The organism is Pontibacter actiniarum, assembly GCF_003585765.1.
GTDB classification, from domain to species: Bacteria; Bacteroidota; Bacteroidia; order Cytophagales; family Hymenobacteraceae; genus Pontibacter; species Pontibacter actiniarum.
Genome location: NZ_CP021235.1, coordinates 3430640 through 3449432, shown reverse-complemented (window position 1 = coordinate 3449432; position 18793 = coordinate 3430640). Strand labels below are relative to the sequence as shown.

10 protein-coding genes and 2 rRNA genes are annotated in these 18793 nt (G+C 55.0%); 5 read left to right on the top strand and 7 right to left on the bottom strand.

Annotated elements, in window-relative coordinates; all coding sequences use genetic code 11:
- Nucleotides 1-139 precede the first annotated feature (139 nt).
- A 23S ribosomal RNA gene (locus CA264_RS14700) occupies nucleotides 140-3031 on the top strand.
- A 90-nt stretch (nucleotides 3032-3121) separates the two neighbouring features.
- Nucleotides 3122-3233 (top strand): 5S ribosomal RNA (gene rrf, locus CA264_RS14695).
- 423 nt (nucleotides 3234-3656) lie between these two features.
- On the opposite strand, the gene CA264_RS14690 is transcribed toward rrf, so the two are convergent.
- From CA264_RS14690 to CA264_RS14665, 6 genes are all read right to left on the bottom strand, one after another.
- Nucleotides 3657-4943 (bottom strand): M16 family metallopeptidase, encoded by a 1287-nt coding sequence (locus CA264_RS14690; RefSeq protein ID WP_025608152.1) that lies wholly within the window; start codon nucleotides 4941-4943, stop codon nucleotides 3657-3659.
- A gap of 17 nt (nucleotides 4944-4960) precedes the next feature.
- Entirely contained in the window at nucleotides 4961-6085 is a 1125-nt protein-coding gene (gene porV / locus CA264_RS14685) for a type IX secretion system outer membrane channel protein PorV (protein WP_036776282.1), read from the bottom strand.
- 50 nt (nucleotides 6086-6135) lie between these two features.
- Nucleotides 6136-9705 (bottom strand): type IX secretion system sortase PorU, encoded by a 3570-nt coding sequence (gene porU, locus CA264_RS14680; protein WP_237151127.1) that lies wholly within the window; start codon nucleotides 9703-9705, stop codon nucleotides 6136-6138.
- Between the two features lie 110 nt (nucleotides 9706-9815).
- Nucleotides 9816-10067 carry a phosphoribosylformylglycinamidine synthase subunit PurS gene (gene purS, locus CA264_RS14675; RefSeq protein WP_025608150.1) on the bottom strand — a complete coding sequence of 84 codons (252 nt, stop codon included), beginning with the start codon at nucleotides 10065-10067 and terminating at the stop codon, nucleotides 9816-9818.
- Nucleotides 10064-10771: a CDP-diacylglycerol--serine O-phosphatidyltransferase gene (pssA, locus tag CA264_RS14670; RefSeq protein ID WP_036776279.1), complete on the bottom strand. Its 708-nt coding sequence runs from the start codon at nucleotides 10769-10771 to the stop codon at nucleotides 10064-10066. The genes purS and pssA overlap by 4 nt, the downstream gene beginning before the upstream one ends.
- A gap of 24 nt (nucleotides 10772-10795) precedes the next feature.
- A complete protein-coding gene (locus tag CA264_RS14665; RefSeq protein WP_025608148.1) occupies nucleotides 10796-11431 on the bottom strand; it encodes an MBL fold metallo-hydrolase in 636 nt (211 codons plus the stop codon).
- A gap of 83 nt (nucleotides 11432-11514) precedes the next feature.
- Here CA264_RS14665 and CA264_RS14660 point away from each other — a divergent pair, with 83 nt between their 5' ends.
- Genes CA264_RS14660 through CA264_RS14650 form a run of 3 tightly spaced genes read left to right on the top strand, consistent with a single transcriptional unit; the run spans nucleotide 11515 to nucleotide 16978 of the window.
- Complete coding sequence (locus tag CA264_RS14660; RefSeq protein ID WP_025608147.1) at nucleotides 11515-12603, top strand: NAD(P)/FAD-dependent oxidoreductase; 1089 nt, start codon at nucleotides 11515-11517, stop codon at nucleotides 12601-12603.
- A 4-nt stretch (nucleotides 12604-12607) separates the two neighbouring features.
- On the top strand, nucleotides 12608-15811 hold the full coding sequence (locus CA264_RS14655) for a hypothetical protein (protein WP_025608146.1): 3204 nt from the start codon (nucleotides 12608-12610) through the stop codon (nucleotides 15809-15811).
- Nucleotides 15812-15826: 15 nt separating this feature from the next.
- Entirely contained in the window at nucleotides 15827-16978 is a 1152-nt protein-coding gene (locus CA264_RS14650) for a serine hydrolase domain-containing protein (protein ID WP_025608145.1), read from the top strand.
- Between the two features lie 170 nt (nucleotides 16979-17148).
- On the opposite strand, the gene CA264_RS14645 is transcribed toward CA264_RS14650, so the two are convergent.
- A complete protein-coding gene (locus tag CA264_RS14645) occupies nucleotides 17149-18690 on the bottom strand; it encodes a SulP family inorganic anion transporter (protein ID WP_025608144.1) in 1542 nt (513 codons plus the stop codon).
- Nucleotides 18691-18793: the final 103 nt, after the last annotated feature.

Below are 18793 nucleotides of genomic sequence, written 5' to 3'. Positions count from 1 at the left end.
AACATCTAGCGTCTAATGTCCAGCGTCTTCAGGAGAAAGTTCTTTGACATGATGGGAGAGAGACAAAAGAAATAGACTAGGCCCTAGCGATAGGGCCCTAGTGCGAGAGAGGCGGGCCGGCCCACGCTTGTGGGGCCGGCCGAAGACGCAGAGAAGGGCGCACGGGGGATGCCTAGGCTCTCAGAGGCGATGAAGGACGCGACAAGCTGCGATAAGCTTCGGGGATCGGCACATACGAGTTGATCCGAAGATTTCCGAATGGGGCAACCCAGTGTATTGAAGATACACTACCCTACGGGGGGCGAACCCGGGGAACTGAAACATCTAAGTACCCGGAGGAAGAGAAAACAACAGTGATTCCGCAAGTAGTGGCGAGCGAACGCGGATTAGCCCAAACCAGTGCTGTTACGGCAGCCCTGGGGTTGTAGGACCACGTCGTGGGACCAAGTATTGAAGCATAACAGGCTGGGAAGCCTGACCATAGGGGGTGATAGTCCCGTGTGCGTAAGCTGCTTGGCCCTAGTGGTATCCTGAGTAGGGCGGGACCGGAGAAATCCCGCCTGAATCCACCGGCACCATCCGGTAAGGCTAAATACTCCTGAGAGACCGATAGTGAACCAGTACCGTGAGGGAAAGGTGAAAAGCACCGTGAATAACGGGGTGAAACAGATCCTGAAACCGTGCGCTTACAAGCGGTCGGAGCCACTTCGTGTGGTGACGGCGTGCCTTTTGCATAATGAGCCTACGAGTTACTCCTCCCTGGCGAGGTTAAGTGTTTGAAAGCACGGAGCCGCAGCGAAAGCGAGTCTGAACAGGGCGCGCAGTCAGGGGGGGTAGACGCGAAACTTTGTGATCTACCCATGGGCAGGATGAAGGCTGGGTAAAACCAGTTGGAGGTCCGAACCAGTTTACGTTGAAAAGTATTTGGATGACCTGTGGGTAGGGGTGAAAGGCCAATCAAACTGAGAAATAGCTCGTACTCCCCGAAATGCCTTTAGGGGCAGCGTCGTGGTGGAGTCATATGGAGGTAGAGCTACCGATAGGACTAGGGGGAGTCACATCCTACCGAATCCTGACGAACTCCGAATGCCATTTGATATACACGGCAGTGAGGCCTGGGGTGCTAAGGTCCCAGGCCGAGAGGGAAAGAACCCAGACCGCCAGCTAAGGTCCCAAAGTCTGCGCTAAGTTGAACAAAGGGGGTCCAGTTGCCTAGACAGCCAGGAGGTTGGCTTGGAAGCAGCCATTCCTTTAAAGAGTGCGTAACAGCTCACTGGTCGAGCGACAGGGCATCGATAATAATCGGGCATCAAGCACAGCACCGAAGCTGCGGATTGTATTTATACACTGGTAGGGGAGCATTCCAAGGGCGACGAAGGCGTCCCGGCAAGGGGCGTTGGAGCGCTTGGAAAAGCAAATGTAGGCATAAGTAACGATAATGCGGGCGAGAAACCCGCACACCGAAAGACCAAGGTTTCCTGATCAACGCTAATCGGATCAGGGTTAGTCGGGTCCTAAGGCCGAGGCGAAAGCGCAGGTCGATGGACAACTGGTTAATATTCCAGTACCGGCACGTCATAGCGATGCGGTGACGGAGAAGTGAAAGGACGGCGCGCTGACGGAATAGCGCGTTTAAGGGCGTAGGTAGTAGGACGGTTGTGAAGTACGCCGACCTAGCTGAAACCCGAAAGTACTCCGCGGCCCCGGCCAAGGAGATCGTCCCTAATCAGGCTCCCTAGAAAACCCGCTAAGCGTTTAAATGGCTTGCCGCCCGTACCGCAAACCGACACAGGTGGTCGAGGAGAGAATCCTAAGGTGCTCGAGTGAATCACGGCCAAGGAACTCGGCAAAATGGCCCTGTAACTTCGGGAGAAGGGGCGCTTCCTGCTAGCAATAGCAGAAGCCGCAGTGAAAAGGCCCAGGCGACTGTTTAACAAAAACACATGGCTTTGCGAAATCGAGAGATGAAGTATAAGGCCTGACACCTGCCCGGTGCCGGAAGGTTAAGAGGGGGGGTTAGCCGTAAGGCGAAGCTCTGAATCGAAGCCCCGGTAAACGGCGGCCGTAACTATAACGGTCCTAAGGTAGCGAAATTCCTTGTCGGGTAAGTTCCGACCTGCACGAATGGTGTAACGATCTGGGCGCTGTCTCAGCCGTGAGCTCGGTGAAATTGTAGTCTCGGTGAAGATGCCGAGTACCCGCAACGGGACGGAAAGACCCCATGAACCTTTACTATAGCTTAGCATTGACGCTGGGTAACTCATGTGTAGGATAGGTTGGAGGCTTTGAAGCGGCGTCGCCAGGCGTCGTGGAGCCGTCCTTGAAATACAACCCTTGAGTTGCTTGGCGCCTAACCTTGTAAGACAGGGGACAGTGCTTGGTGGGTAGTTTGACTGGGGTGGTCGCCTCCAAAACAGTAACGGAGGCTTTCAAAGGTGCCCTCAGCACGCTTGGTAACCGTGCGCAGAGCGCAATAGCATAAGGGCGCTTGACTGTGAGGCCCACAAGCCGAGCAGGGCCGAAAGGCGGATATAGTGATCCGGTGGTTCCGCATGGAAGGGCCATCGCTCAAAGGATAAAAGGTACTCTGGGGATAACAGGCTGATCTCCCCCAAGAGCTCATATCGACGGGGAGGTTTGGCACCTCGATGTCGGCTCGTCACGTCCTGGGGCTGGAGAAGGTCCCAAGGGTTCGGCTGTTCGCCGATTAAAGTGGCACGCGAGCTGGGTTCAGAACGTCGTGAGACAGTTCGGTCCCTATCTGTTGTGGGCGTAGGAGATTTGAGGGGTCCTGACCTTAGTACGAGAGGACCGGGTTGGACGAGCCTCTGGTGGACCTGTTGTGGCGCCAGCCGCAGCGCAGGGTAGCTACGCTCGGACGGGATAAGCGCTGAAAGCATCTAAGCGCGAAACCCGCCCCAAGATGAGATCTCCCTTAAGGGCCGTCAAAGACGATGACGTCGATAGGCCGCAGGTGTAAAGCCAGGAATGGCAAAGCCGAGCGGTACTAATTGCCCGAGCGCGTCCGGTCAGCAGCACCGGCCCGCCGCTCTCGATTTTGTTTCTCCCCCACAAGTCATGTCATAAAGCATCCGGCACGCATAACAGCCGTGCGCAAGATAATGGTGGCTATGGCCCCGGTGAGCACCTCTTCCCATCCCGAACAGAGAAGTTAAGCCCGGGCGCGCCGATGGTACTGGGGTCACACCCGGGAGAGTAGGTGGCCGCCAACCCCAACAAAGAGCGCCCCCTCCGCAGCCGCGGAGCGGGGCGCTCCCTTTTTACCCCCGTCCCGAAACCGCACCACCCGCACCAGGCAGGGCCTGAAGGAGGAGCGGTGGCGCGTGCAGCAGCACAGCAAGCAGCCGCCAGAGCAACAAGCCCGTGGCAGAGAGCAAACGGAAACAAACACAAAGGCCCCGGCGCGAAAGAGCGCCGGGGCCTTTGCCTTTTTCAGGGCCGGACGGGTTAGCTGTTGATGAAGCGCGGGTGGATCAGGTTCTCCACCGAGAACACCTCGTCCCACTTCGCCTGCGTGATCCTGCCGCGCTCATTATATACATTCTTCCTGTACTTGTCTTAAAATAAAGTACAAAGTAATTCGCACAAAAAAAGCCCCGACTAATGCCGGAGCTTTTCTGTTTCAATAGAAGCTTCTATGCTTTTCTACCTGCAACGGAAGTATAAAAGTCCTCTTCCTTCAGATAGGTCGTAGCCAAGGCTTGCAATTCTGCTGCTGTCACAGTCCTGACAGTGGTAACATAATTGTTGTAGTGCTCCTGAGGCAGCTGGTGCAGTACAATGCGCTTATACCTGTCACACTGATCAAAGATGGTGTTAATGTCGTTCAGGAACTTACCAAGCATGTAGTTCTTCACTGTTTCCAGCTCAGAGGCTGATATTTCCTCCTGCTGCAACAGTTTTACTTCCTTCAGCACTTCTTCTATGGTATTTTCAGTTACCGCGTAGTTCACGTCTGTGCCAATAAAGAATAGGCTGTCCTGTTCTTTGGGTGACATGGCAGAGTAGATGCCATATGTGTAGCCTTTATCTTCGCGTATGTTACGCATCAACCTGGAGCCAAAGTACCCGCCCAGCACCTCATTCAGCACGAGCAGCTTCTGGTAGTCCGGATGGCTGATCTCAGGGAAGCGCTTTCCTATACGTATGGAAGACTGCAGACTCTCCTCTACCGGAACAAGGTTGAACTTGCTGGCAGCACCACTAATACTATGGGAAGGAGTAGTAGCCGATGTGGCCGAAGGCTGCAGCTGGAGGTTTGAAATCTCCTTTACCAGGTCCTGCTGCATCAGGTCATCTATAGCACCACAGGCAAACACTTCCAGTTCTTGTGTGATAAACCTGTTACGGTAGTAGGCTTCCACATCCTCCTTGCTAATGGCCTCCAGTACGCCATCGTCAAACCCGAAGGTGTAGGCATGGCCTTTGCCATATACTTGCTGCGTAAAGCTGTGGGTGGCGAGGTAGTTGTTCTTCTGCCGCTGCACTTTTAGCGATTGTACTGTACGCTGCTTCAGCAGGTTAAACTCTTCTTCCGGGAACACAGGGTTCTGCAGCACGTCCAGTACAAGTGGCAGGAGCTCAGAGGTATACTTAGCCAAACAGTACAGCGTAAACTCAGAGCGGTCGTAGCCGTGGTTATTCTCAAACGAGGCGCCGTAGAAGGCTACCTTGTCAGCAATTTGTTTTGCCGTATGGTTGAGGCTCCCCTCCAGCAGCATTTTTGCCGCTATATCCGAGACGCCTTTCTTATCCTCAAACCATTTACCGGCTTTAAAAACAAAATCCAGCCTGATAACAGGCTGGGTTTCGCTTTTGATAGCATGCAGTCGTGCTCCGTTGCTAAGGTGTGTCACCTCGGCGATCTGGATGTTAACGGCATCTATTTCATGTATTTCAGGAGCTTTTGTTCTATCAAGCATTCTTATTGTTTTGTTTACTAATCCAGGTTAAGAGCAAGCGTGAAACGCCATGTGTCGGCGAGTGGGTTGCTCTGGTCGTTCGGGATGAGGTAAGCAGCATCTAACCCGAACTTTTGGTAACGTATACCTAAACCGGTTGAAAAGTATTTTCTACCGCCTTTATCCGGGTGCTCATAGAAATAACCGGCACGCGCTGCAAAGAGCTCATTGTACCAATACTCCACACCCGCAGAAAGGTTGACCTCTTTCAGCTCCTCGCTGCCACCGCCTTCAGCATCTCCGAAAGAAGAGAAGATACCGCTAACCACGCTCTGGTCTGTGTCGGCACCAGGAGACGGCACCAGCAGTTTGTTGGCGTCCAGCAGGAAGGTAAGCGAGTTGTAAGCGTCGAGGTTATACTTTACAGCAGTACCAACTTTCAGGTTTGTAGGCAGGAAGCTTTTATCCTCGTTTTCGGAGTAAGCGATCTTGCCGCCGATGTTGGAGATGTTGGCGCCAAACGCCAGGTTCAGGTTCTGGCTCAGGTCCCTGTTATAGTACACGCCTACGTCTACGGCGGCTGTGTTACCCGGTTGCGACTCCGTATTGCTGCCGCTCACGTTCACATCACCGGCAAGGTTAGAGTGTATAAAGCGCGCCGAGATACCCAGGCTGAAGTTCTCACTCAGCGCCTGCCCGTACGAAACAGTAACAGCGTACTCTTTCGGGTTGTAGTTCTGCAGGGGGTTCTGGTTGATGTCTATGAACTGTATTTCTCCCAGGTCGAAGTACATCAGGGAAAGGGAGATGGCAGATGTCTCGTTCAGCTTCTTGTACCCAGACAGGTAGTTGAGCGACATATCGTCCACGATGTTACGAAGCCACGGAGAGTAAGAGAAAGCCACGCTCAGGTCGTTTTCCACAAAACCAAGTTTTGCTGGGTTCCAGTAAGATGAGTTGGCATCTGGAGACAAGGCTACACCGGCGTCACCAAGGGCTGCGGCGCGGGAGTCTGGGCCAACGGTCAGGATCGGAACGGCGGTGGTTACAGCGTTCAGATCGGAGCCTGTTGTAGTTGACTGTGCCTGTGCAAAAGCTGCCGGAGCTGAGATTAAGGCGAGCGCCAACGCGGCGGCCTTCCATGTCTTACTATTTTTATGCATATGAAGGGTATTGATAGCTATATCAAATATAGAAAAATTGTAGTACTATTCTAGTTCAAGATTACAAGTTTCTCAACCTTGGAGGCCTTGGAGCCGTCCTGCTGCGACCGCACACTCACTCTATAAACATAAACGCCGCGTGCCAGCACATCATTGCTCTCGCTTCGCCCGTCCCAGGTTAATTCTCCCACGCGCGTACTGCTGCCGTAGAAGGTGGTCTGCAGTGTTTTTACCAGTTGTCCAGATAAAGTGAATATTTGCACCTGTACATCTAAGTCTTCGCCGGCTCGGTTATGGTCAAATTGGAAAGTTGTTTCTGTAGAAAACGGGTTCGGATGGTTGAGTACATGCTCTAACGCAAGATGGGCATCATTTGATACATAAAACTCTATATAAGCTTCCGCAGAGTTGTTATGGGTGTCCCAGGCTTTGAAGCGGATGGTGTGCGGCCCCGGCTCCAGGTTCTTGAGGGTGTACTGCAGCTCTCCTTTCTGGTAGCTGTCGGGTACGGACGTATAGTAATCGTTAAGGATGACCAGGGTGTTTGGGTCCTCGTCGAGTACCGCTGTTATCTCGTGGCCGATACCGATGCCAGCCGTGTTAATGCCATTATCGTCGAAGAGTTTGGCTAACAGCATCGTGCTTTGGCCGGTTAAGCCGCCGGAAACAAACGAAGCATCGTCCATGTACAGCTGCACGGTGGGCGGAGTGTTATCCGTGGCTACGTCCTTGGCTGTACCCCCGATAACAATATCCTGGTTGGCTCCCAAAGCGTCCTGCGTATCGTTGCTGGCGTACAGGCTGATCTTGCCCTGGCCAAAACTGTAAGAAATGTCCTTCGGCACCACAAAGCTAATCTCGAAGAGCCCCTTCCTAACGGTTGCCTTGCCGTCGTAGAGGATGTTTTCCCGCACTTGCACCGCCGTTTTCAGCCCGTTTTCGTCGCCCAGGGTCTGCCGCTTTGTCGGTTTCTCATAAACCCTGAGCTGCAGCATACCGGAGAAGTCGCTGGCTATGTTACCGGCGTTATCCTGCAGCTGCCCTTTTAAGGTTACTTTACCCAGCGCGCTCAGCGTGTCGGTGGGGGCAAGCTGGCTCTGAATGCTGGTGATGCTGGCTTCCAGCGAAGGGTAGGCCAGCTGCAGCGAAGGGTCGCAGAGCAGGGAGAAGTTACGGTTGTTGACGCCGGTAGAGCCGCCTGCATTCTCTGTGATGCTGTTATTCTTGGTGAGCATCACCAGGTCGCCGAGGCGCGGCATACGGCCATTGATCGGCGTGAAGGCACTCCTGAAGAAGTTGCGGTTAAGTACGCGGTTGCTGTTTGAGTAAACAGGGCGGGTGGTGGTGATAAGCCCGATAGCACCGCCTTCGGCATGGAGCAGCGCCATCTCAGCACCGGACGGCCTGCCCGGGTCATCGTAGCGGCCAAACTCACAGGTGGCGGTCAGCAGGAAGGCAAGGTTGTTCCGGTTCTTCCAGTTGGCGATCTGCTGCAGGCCCAGGATCTGCTCGCTGGCCCAGCTTACCTCGTTTCCGTGCCCGGTGTAGTTGATGATCAGCGAGCCCTGTTCCACGGCTTTGTCTATAGCGGCGGCGGCATCGGGCACACGCTGCCCGTTGGCCACGGCCTGCTGCTGGTACAGGTCGGTGTATACTTTGTTCGGGTTATACTTGGGGTGATGCTCCACCAGGTAATCGGCCAGAAACTCGGCATCGTTCTGGTGTTCGTTGTAATCCCCGTCGTCCGATACCAGCGTTATGTTGCTGCGCCAGCTGCCGAAGTGGCTTGGGCTGTCGTAGGCGATGATCTTGTTAACCAGCGTGGCTGCCTCTGCGGCTGTTTTGGCCGGGAGCCTGCCGATGCCAATATCCATCAGGTGGTCACCCGCTGTTGTTTCTGCCCACTCGCCTTCGTCCTCATCCAGAAAACCGTAATAGTCTTCAGAAGAGTAGCTGGCGATCGGGTGCAGCGACTGCCGCGACTCATAGATAGGAACAAAATTGGTGTTCTGGCGGATGCGGTCCTTATAGTCGTAGGAGGCGTCTCCGAAGAGGAGCAAGTACATCACATCGCCCCCGGACTTGCTGCTGCGGCCATAGAGCATGCGCATAAAGTCGCGGATGGCCGTCACATCCTGGGCACCTGAGGAGAACTCGTTGTATATCTGCGTGGTGGTAACAACTTCTACCTGCATGTTGCTGTGCTGGGCACGATGCGCCGCCAACCTGTTCGCCTCCTGCAAAAAGCCCGGATACGTGACGATCACAAAGTCCACCGCACCGCCTGCATTCAGGCTGTGGAGGTTCTGGTTTGCTACCTTTCCTACGGCTACGGGCGTTCTGCTGATGTTACTGGCCTGGAACACCACAAACTCCCGCAGTACATCTGTTGCCGTGCTGAAGCTGCCATTGCTATGCCGCTGCGCCACAGGCTGCCCCAGGGTCGTAACATCCCACACCGTGGCCCCGGCAGGGACCTCTGCCACCGAAAAGGTACTGATCGGCTGGTTTATACTTCGGATAGAGCGGAAAGCCGTCTGCGCGCCATACAGCTTTAGCTGCCGCTCATAATTCAGCTCCAGGTAATTCAGGTAGCCCATTGAGGTGGAGCTGCCGCCTGTAAAAGAAAGTGTAACCCTATAATTGCTGTCTGAGCCGAGCTTCTGTTGAGATATGCTGTAGGTGCTGGTACTGTTAACGCCTTCCGCATGGTAGCTGTAGTTACCGCGGCCTGAGATGGGCTGTGAGCCGAGCGCCTGGCCGTTCAGCGCAACACTGAAGGCGCAATCGGAAGAAGAGTTGGCCATCAGGGCAGCCGTCAGTTTCACCGTGGAGGCAGGCACGGCGTCTGAGCCGGGCAGGCTGAACTCGCGGGAGGGCTGGAAGGAGTTAAACTCCTCTCCATACCACTCGCGGCCCGAGAACACCATGTTCTTCAGGTCCTTTTCATAGAAAGTGTGTTCGTTGTAGCTGCTGATGGTCTGTGTGGCCCCTGAAGCCTGTTCGCGCGTGGCTACCCTGGCGCCGGGGCTGTGGTTAATCCGCAGGAAGTAAAAAGCCGTGTCCGAGTAAAGGTTAAACGCATGCCTGAACTGCTCCTCTGCGGCATCATAGCGCCAGGTATGCGGCCCCTGTGCATAGAACAGCACGTAGTCTCCGTCATCAAATCTACCGTCTGCCTCGCCTACCACGGTTACGGCGTTTTCCTGCAGGTCGTCGGGGCGGGGGGCGCTGTTAGGCTGGGGCAGCATGCCGCCGCCGTTGCCAAAGAGCTGTATCTTTTTCGGGTCTATGGCGGAGGGGCTGACGCCCAGCGCCTGCAGCACGCCTTTGTCAATTTTATAGATGCCGCTTTCAGTGACTGCCAGTTTGTACCAGTCGCCGGAGCTTAGAACAGAGGTAGCGGAAAAGCCCGTGGTGCGCGCGGTGGTGTTTTGGGTAGCGTACGCTGGCGTGGTGCCTGCTACTACGGCTGGGCTATGGCTCGCGATGGCAGCAGCCTGGCTTTGCCGGGCGGGGGTAGCGGGAGTGGGTGCGGTGGCTTGTGCCGTGGCGGCTGAAGAGGCCAGGCTCAACAGAAACAGCGCACATGCATTTACCAATCGCCTGGGCCACATCATAAGCAAACAGAATTAATGAAAAGCTGCCTGCACCACTCGTTTCAGCAGGGCAGGCAGCAACCTTATCTTTCAACAAAGATAAAGGTAAATTATTGTACTACAGCAGGTTTTTATGCCTGCTTCAGCTCAAAGGTATAAGACTCCATGATGAGGTTCGCCAACAACTTGCTGCAGGCTTTCTCTACCTTTTCGCGGGCGATGTCCTCTGTCTCGGCTTCCAGGTTCAGGGTGATGTGCTTACCGATACGCACGTCGTCTACTTGGTCCAGCCCGAGGTGCTCCAGGCCCAGCAATACGGCTTTACCTTGTGGGTCCAGTAGTTCAGGGCGAGGCATTACGTCAATTTCAGCAACAAATTTCATGATGTATGGGATGTTTTTTTGATGATGGACAAAAGTACGTACAGCACTATAATCAGTGGTATGGCTGCGAATTTAAGCATAGCCACCAAGATAACCGACAACCCCAGGAAAATAAACCGGATAGAGTTATCCTGCCACGTAAAGTTCTTGAACTTAAGGGCAAACAGGGGCAGCTCCGCCACCAGCAGGAAAGACAGCATGACCGTGAGCACAAGCAGCACCGGCTGGTTCAGGATGATCTCAAACATGATGAGGTCGCCGGTTTCCAGGATAAGCGGCAAGGAGGCCACGAACAGCGTGCAGGCCGGTGTGGGCAAACCGATAAACGAGGTGGTCTGGCGGGTGTCGATGTTGAACTTGGCCAGGCGCAGCGCCGAAAAGATAGTGATGAGAAAGCCGGCAAACGGCACCACGTCTGCAGGTATACCCCAGAAAGGCGCCTCGATGCGCTGCAGCAGCATAAACATGATCGTGCCCGGCACCACACCGAAAGAGACCATGTCGGCAAGAGAGTCGAGCTGCTTTCCAATCTCCGAGTAGGCACCTATCAGGCGGGCGATCATTCCATCCATGAAATCGAATATGGCGGCTATGCCCACCAGGTAAGCTGCGGTTACCAACTCACCTTTAAAGGCAAAGTACAGCGCCAGGCAACCTGAAAGCAGGTTAAGGCAGGTAATAACGTTGGGGATGTGTTTCTTCATGTAAGGATGTGGCGGCAACAGCGGCTACCGCAGAAATGGGTTATATTTTTTCTCGTACCCAATGGTGGTTTCCGGGCCGTGGCCGGGGTAAACCGTTACGTCATCAGGCAGGGCGAACATCTTCTCTCTTATACTGGTGATGAGCGTGTCAAAGTCTCCGCCGGGCAGGTCTGTGCGACCGATGCTGCCCTGGAACAGCACATCGCCGCCAATGCAGATCTTCTCGGGGCCGTTGTAGAACACCACATGCCCCGGGGCGTGGCCCGGCGTAAAGAGCACCTGTAGCTCCGTGTTACCGAACTTTACCGTGTCGCCCTCCCTCAGAAAGCTGGCCGGGAGTTGCTCGGCATACATCGGGAAGCCATACACAGGCGCATAAGCAGGCACGGCACGCAGCGTTTGCTCATCCTCCGGGTGTATCTCCAGGCCTACGTTGTAGGTGTCGGCGACGAACTTGTTGCCCAGCACGTGGTCTATGTGGCAGTGGGTATTGAGCAGGCGCACCACCTGCAGGCCCTTCTCTTCAATATATTTCTTTAGCTGCTCCTGCTCCCCGCGCTCATAGCAGCCGGGGTCCACAACCACGCATTCGTTGGTTTCGTCGTGCAGCAGGTACGTGTTCTCCTGAAACGGATTAAATGTAAGGCAGGTAACTTCCATAGCTTCTTCTCCTGGGGTTTAGGCAAGCACAAAATCGGCTTCTAAGTTAAGAATTTACGCCGTACATCTCGTAACTTGCCTTTATGAAATACGATTTTATAGTGGTTGGCCACGGCATTGCCGGTGCCATTCTGAGTTATACCCTACGCAAACGGGGGCAGCGGGTGTTGGTGGTTGACGAGCCTCGCCCCAGCGCCGCCTCGCGCGTGGCCGCCGGTTTGCTGAACCCCGTGGCGGGCAAGCGCTTTGCAAAATCATGGCTGGCCGATGAGTTTATACCTGCCGCCGATGCCTTTTACGATGAGCTGGAGGAGCGCTTCGGGCAGGAGCTGTTTGTGCACAAGCCCATCTACAAGATATTCTCCTCTGTAGAAGAGCAGAACACCTGGATGGCCAAGAGCGCCGGCACCAACTGGAATGACTACATCCTGGCCACCCACACCCAAAGTACAGGCCAGCCCGGCATTGAGGACCCGCACGGCGGCATCATGATCGGGCGGGGAGGCTACCTGCAGGTGGCGGAGATGCTGGACCTGCTGGCAGAGGAGCTGCTGGCGCAGCAGCTGATGCTGCCGGAGCGCTTCGAGATGGAGCAGCTGCAACTAACCCGCAACGGTGTGCGCTATAAGGGGGAAGAGGCAAAGCACCTGGTGTTCTGCGAGGGCTTTCAGGTGGTGAACAACCCGTACTTCAGGTGGTTGCCCATCCAACCGACCAAAGGGGAGGTGCTGGAGGTGCAGACGGAGAATTTTACGCCGGAATGCATCTATAATAAAGCCGTTTACGTTGTTCCGGTAGGAGGTGGCCGCTTTAAGATTGGGGCTACCTACAACTGGCGCCAACCCGACGAGGAGCCGAGCCCGGCAGGGCAGGAGGAGCTTTCGGAGCGGTTTAGCCAGATTACCTCTCAGCCATTTCACGTGATACACCATTGGGCAGGCATTCGGCCGGCCGTACGCGACCGTCGGCCGCTGGCCGGAACGCACCCGCAGTACCCACAGCTGAGCGTGTTCAACGGAATGGGGTCTAAAGGCGTGCTGATGGCCCCTTATCTGGCCCGGCAGTTTGCTGCAGCGCTGGTCGGAGAAGGGGAAGTGATGCCGGATGTACAGATTTCAAGATATTTATCGTTATATTACGACTACATAAAAGAACAAAACCAGCAACCCTAAGCGCATGCGTTTTTATACAAGATTTCTGCCTCTGCTCATACTTGGCCTTTTGTCTGCCACTGCCCTGCAGGCGCAGCGAAATGCAGAAACGTTCGGCAAGAGCCGGATACAGTATAAAAGCTTCGACTGGAAGCTCTACAGCACGCAGAATTTCAATGTATACTTCTATGAGGGCGGCCAGGAGGAGGCTATCAGCGCGGCAGCGTATGCAGAAAAGGAGCTGAAGCGCGTCACCAGCCTGATCGGGTACTACCCCTACTCCAAGGTCACGCTTATCCTTTACAACTCCCCCTCCGACCTGCTGCAAAGCAATATCGGCCTCGACAATGACCTTTACCAGACCGGCGGCGAAACGCTTTTCCTGAAAAATAAGGTGGAGCTGGCCTTTGGCGGCACGCAAACCGACTTTAAGCAGAACCTGAGCTTTAAGCTGACGGAGCTGCTGATGAACGACATGATGTATGGCGGCAGCCTGAAAGAGGCCCTGCAGAGCAGCTACCTGCTGCGCCTGCCCGAGTGGTTTATCAGCGGTGTGGCCGCCTATACGGCAGAGGGCTGGGGAATCCGGATGGACAGCTACATGCGCGAAATGCTGCTCGAGCAGGACAAGCCGCGCCCGGAGAAGCTCTTCGCCAAAAACCCGAAGCTTACAGGCCAGAGCGTCTGGAACTATATTGCCGAGCGCTACGGCTATACCGCCATCCAAAACATCCTGAACCTGACCCGCATCACGCGGGATGTGGAGATTGGTATTACCAGCAGCCTGAACGTGCCGTACAAGCGCTTTCTGCAGGACTGGTACAATTACTACGTGCAGATAAACACGGCTACTGATAACCCGCTGGTGCAGCTGCCCGACGAGGCGAAGCTGTTTAAGAAAAACAAAGAGGGCCATTTCTACGGCAAGCCGGTGCTGAACCCGGACGGTACGCTGCTGGCCTACGTGAAGAACGATAACGGCATCTACAAAATATTTGTGCAGGAGGTGCGCACAAAGAAGGACCGCGTGGTGTGGCGCGCCGGCTACAAGAACATGGACCAGGAGGTGGATTACAGCATGCCGGTGCTGGCCTGGCGCTCTAACTCACAGCTGGGCTTTATTGAGGCCAGGCGCGGGAAAATGATGCTGCGCCAGATTGACGCCCGCGACAGGTACTCCTTCATCCCCTTCATAGAGAACCTGACCACGCCTGCCGCCATACTGGAACAGTTTGCCTACGTAAACAGCATGGACTATGCCGAGGATGGGCAGACCATTGTGGTGAGTGCCGTGCGCAACGGCCAGTCAGACCTGTTCCTGCTTCGGGCCAACGGCCGCCTGCAGCAGCAGCTTACCAACGATATATTCGATGATGTAGACGCGGTGTACCTGCGCAACAACGGAGGCATTGCCTTCAGCTCCAACCGCTGGGACGATACCACCGCCACCTCCCTTACCCCCGACTTTAACAGCATCGTAAATAACTACGATATCTTCTTGCTGCAGCAACAGGGGGCAAGAAACAGCATCCGGCAACTTACCAGCGACATTGCCAGCGAAGTAAAGCCGCGCCCGACGCAGGACGGAAACCTGGTATACCTAAGCGAAGAAAGCGGTATCCGCAATGTGTACCGCTATGACCTGAGCACAGGCACCAGCACGCCGGTAACCAACTTCCTGCAAAGCATAGAGCAGTATGACTATGTGCCGTCGGCCAACGTGCTGGCAGTAGTAGCCCGCGACGAAGCAAACGACTTTGTGTACCTGCTGCCTAACTTTACGCCAACCGCGCTGAGCGAGCTGCCCAAGACATCGCGCCAGATTATACTTGAAACGCGTGCCCGCACAGCCCAGAACGCCGTCTCGGCCCGCCGCAAGTTACTGGATAAAGAAGAGAAGCAAACCAGCGGAAATGAAACGCGCCGGGAAGGTGAGATCAACATAGAGGACTATGAGTTCGACAAAACCGAGCAGCAGGCGGCACAGCCGAAGCAGGCCTCAGCGCCGGTGCGCCGGGCCAGTAGCGGCAGAGGCGGTACGGAGCTGGTAGGCCCGCTGGACTATGACCTGCGCTTCAGTGTGCAGGAGATCATTACCTCGGTGCAGGCCGATCCGCTGCTGGGCTTTGGTATAGTGGCCGGTGTGGAGATGAGCGACCTGTTTGAGAACCACCACATCCGGGGCGCGGCCTTCATGCGCACCGACTTTGAGACGAACAATTTCTTCGCGGAGTACATGAACCTGTCAAACCGGGTAGACCTGGGGGTGCAGTTTGAGCGCTCCACCCTGGTCGGAAGCCTGCTGAATGCGCCGGGATCGGTTGTGAGCTTCACCAAGAACGAGCTGACGCCAGTGCTGAAGTACCCGCTGAGCCACAGCACCAGCCTACACCTGAAGCCCAAGTTTGTGAGCACCCGTTTCACGTACAAGAATGACTTTTCCATTCCGGACACGGTGGGCACTTTCTGGGGAGGCAACGCCGAGCTGGTGTACGATAACAGCGTGATCACCGGGGTGAACCAGCGCGAGGGCACCCGCTTTAAAGTAGGCTTGCTGTCGCTGAAAGGGGTAGAAGGGTCGCAGGGGAACTTCAGTAAATTTTACGCGGATTTCAGGCATTACCTCAAAATTCACAGGCAGATCATACTGGCCACCCACGTAAGCTATGGCGCCTTCTTCGGCAACTCTCCCAAGAAGTTCCTGATCGGCGGTATGGATAACTGGCTTCTGGCCGATGAGGACGAAGAGGCGGAACTGAACGATGTGCAGATCAACTCGCCCGCCGACCTGTTTTACCTGGAGTACATCACACCGCTGCGGGGCTTTAACTTTAACGTGAGAAGTGGTAGCCGCCACCTGCTGGCCAACGCTGAGCTGCGCATCCCGATCATACAGTACCTGTACAACGGGCCTATCGCCTCCGGCTTCTTCCGTAACCTGCAGCTAAGCGCCTTTGCCGATGCCGGCTCTGCGTACAGCGGCGATAACCCTTTTTCAGGCAATAACTCCATTAACACCCGCGTAACCGGCGGCACGACCGACCCGCTGAACGTGGACAAGTTCGATATTACCGTAATTAACTACCGTAACCCGTTCCTGCTGGGCTATGGCTTCGGTGCCCGCACCACCCTGTTGGGCGTGTACGGCAAGCTGGATGTGGCCTGGGGCGAGGAAGAGGACAGGCGCGTAGGCCCTAAGTTCTACGTAACGCTGGGGTACGATTTCTAACACAAACCACACTGCATGAACCGCAAAGCCAAACGCTTTGGGCTGGGCACTCTGCTGCTGCTGGGGCTGCTGGCCGCCTATATCCAGATGTCTGACAGGAGCTACGTGTACAAAGCCGTTGTTTACAACTTCGCTGATATTGACGACAATGACATATTTGAGCAACGCGAAGTAGACGCGCCGCCGCAGGCGCAGCCCTGGCCACTGGCCAAAGAATACAACCAGCTACAGCTCCCAAAAAAACTACAGCGGCTGCACGAAGACCTGGAGTCGATCGCGTTTCTGGTGATAAAGGATGACTCCATACTTTATGAGCAGTATTGGGGCGGCTATTCGGATGAGTCGCTGAGCAACTCGTTTTCGATGGCCAAAAGCATTGTGGGCATGCTGGTAGGCGTGGCGATAAAAGAAGGCAAGATCCAGAGCGTGGAGCAGCCGGTAGGCGATTTCCTGCCCGAGTTCCGGAAAGGCGATAAGGCAAAGATACGGATCAAGCACCTGCTCTGGATGAGCTCCGGCCTGAACTGGGACGAGTCCTACAGCAACCCGTTCTCCATGACCACCGAGGCCTACTATGGCACCGACCTGGAAAAGGTGATTAACCGGCTGGAAGCGGAGGAGGAACCCGGCCAGCAGTGGAGCTACAAGAGTGGCGACACACAGGTGCTGGGTTTTGTGCTGCAGGAGGCGACCGGCAAAAGCCTGAGTGAGTATGCGGAGGAGAAGCTCTGGAAGCCTTTGGGTGCAGCCCACGACGCGGAGTGGAGCGTGGACCGCCCTGCTGGTATTGAAAAGGCATACTGCTGTTTTTTCTCCAACGCCCGCGACTTTGCCCGCCTCGGAAAGCTATACTTGCAGAACGGCATCTGGAACGGCGACACCATTGTGCCACCATCCTACGTTAAAGCATCGCTTACCCCCAACGGCCTTCCTGCCGCCACCGATGGCGAGAAAGTCAACTTTTATGGCTACCAATGGTGGTTGCTGCCTGATTACAAAGGCCAGGACATCTTCTATGCCCGTGGTATACTGGGCCAGTATATTATTGTGATCCCTGAAAAGGACCTGATTATCGTGCGCCTAGGCAAAGAGCGTGGTGAGCGCATCAACAACCATCCGAGCGAAGTAATGGCGATGATTGACGCGGTTAATAAGATGGTGGAGTAGAAGTATAAAAAGGTAATGTAATTTATACTTGGGGACAAGCGGTTTGTGCCTTACCCCTGACAGCTTAGGCCGTTGTTGTGCGCTAAATGCAGCCCAGGACTGAAAGCAAAACCCCGCTGCCGTTCACTCAATGAAACAGCAGCGGGGTTTATACTTTAAGTGTATGTAGTTTACGCCAGCTTATCTGTGGCTACCGCGTAATGTGGGTCCTCCATAATATTGACATCGATGACCTCCTCCGCGTTTTTGAGGAGTATTCTACAGTCCTCGCTTAGGTGCTTCAGGTGCAGTTTTTTACCGGCGTTCTGGTACCGCTCCGTCAGCTTGTTCAGCGCATCAATGCCGGACATGTCCGCTACGCGGCTTTCCTTGAAATCAACCACCACCTCTTCGGGGTCGTTCAGCACATCGAACTTTTCGGAGAATGCCGTTACAGAGCCGAAGAACAGCGGGCCGAAAATCTCATAGTGCTTTACACCGTTTGCGTCGATGTACTTTCTGGCTCTGATGCGCTTAGCGCTCTCCCAGGCAAACACCAGTGCCGAAATGATAACACCGATCAGCACGGCCAGCGCCAGGTTGTGCAGCCAGATCGTAATCACAGCCACCAGAATCCCCACAAAAACATCCTGTTTCGGCATTTTGTTGATGATTCGGAAGCTGATCCATTCAAACGTGCCAACGGCCACCATGATCATAACACCCACCAGGGCCGCCATCGGCACGAGCTCAATAACAGGGGCGCCAACAAGTATGATCACCAGAATGGTAAAGGCTGCCACAATACCCGCGAGGCGGGCTCTGGCACCGGCAGAAAGGTTTACCAGCGTTTGAGCGATCATGGCGCAGCCGCCCATCCCGAAGAAGAAACCGTTCAGCAGGTTTGCGCTACCCTGGGCCATGCTCTCTCTGTTGCCCTGGCCTCTGGTGCCTGTAATTTCATCAACCAGGTTTAGGGTTAGCAAGCTTTCTGTTAGGCCCACTCCCGCCATGATCAGGGCGTAAGGGAATATCACCTCCAGCGTTTCCAGCGTGAAAGGCACTGCCGGAACATGGAAAGGAGGCAGGCCACCGCTAACGGCCGCAATGTCTGCCACAGTTTTGGTATCGATGTTAAAGCCGAGAACAACCAGGAAAACAACGATGATGGCCACCAGCGACGGAGGAACGGCCTTGGTTACTTTAGGCAGTAAAACAATGATGGCAATAGTTAGCGCCACCAGGCCGGCCATAGTGTACAAAGAGCTGCCGGACAGCCAGACCAGCTGCCCGTTTACCTCTGTCTGAAACTGCCCCACCTGCGACATGAAGATGATCACAGCAAGGCCATTCACGAAACCGTACATAACGGGTTGCGGCACCAGGCGGATAAACTTGCCCAGCTTAAAAAGGCCGACCAGTATCTGCAGCACGCCCGCCAGCGCCACGGCCGCGAAAACGTACTCGAGCCCGTGCGACTGCATCAGGGCGATCAGGACGACAGCTGTTGCGCCCGCCCCACCGGAAATCATGCCGGGCCTGCCACCCAGCACAGCCGTAACTAAGCCCATGATAAAGGCGGCATAAAGGCCCACCAGTGGCGGGAAGCCAGCCAGAATGGCAAACGAAAGTGACTCGGGGATCATGGTCATGGCTACGGTAAGGCCAGCCAGCACTTCTACTTTATAATCGACCTTTTGGCTAAAGTCAAAGAGTCTGAGGTATTGCTTCATTTTCTTAACAGCGTATTGTAAGGTTCGCGAAGCCATCAGCCAGGCCAGCGTCGCATAGAATGGAAACGGCGGGGCAGTTATCCGGTTGCCGGGCAGCTTATAC

Bases quoted from the DNA above. Each gene is read 5' to 3' on its own strand.
- CA264_RS14690 (WP_025608152.1), bottom strand. From the start codon at position 4,943: ATGCTTGATAGAACAAAAGCTCCTGAAATACATGAAATAGATGCCGTT.
- porV (WP_036776282.1), bottom strand. From the start codon at position 6,085: ATGCATAAAAATAGTAAGACATGGAAGGCCGCCGCGTTGGCGCTCGCC.
- porU (WP_237151127.1), bottom strand. From the start codon at position 9,705: ATGATGTGGCCCAGGCGATTGGTAAATGCATGTGCGCTGTTTCTGTTG.
- purS (WP_025608150.1), bottom strand. From the start codon at position 10,067: ATGAAATTTGTTGCTGAAATTGACGTAATGCCTCGCCCTGAACTACTG.
- pssA (WP_036776279.1), bottom strand. From the start codon at position 10,771: ATGAAGAAACACATCCCCAACGTTATTACCTGCCTTAACCTGCTTTCA.
- CA264_RS14665 (WP_025608148.1), bottom strand. From the start codon at position 11,431: ATGGAAGTTACCTGCCTTACATTTAATCCGTTTCAGGAGAACACGTAC.
- CA264_RS14660 (WP_025608147.1), top strand. From the start codon at position 11,515: ATGAAATACGATTTTATAGTGGTTGGCCACGGCATTGCCGGTGCCATT.
- CA264_RS14655 (WP_025608146.1), top strand. From the start codon at position 12,608: ATGCGTTTTTATACAAGATTTCTGCCTCTGCTCATACTTGGCCTTTTG.
- CA264_RS14650 (WP_025608145.1), top strand. From the start codon at position 15,827: ATGAACCGCAAAGCCAAACGCTTTGGGCTGGGCACTCTGCTGCTGCTG.
- CA264_RS14645 (WP_025608144.1), bottom strand. From the start codon at position 18,690: ATGAAGCAATACCTCAGACTCTTTGACTTTAGCCAAAAGGTCGATTAT.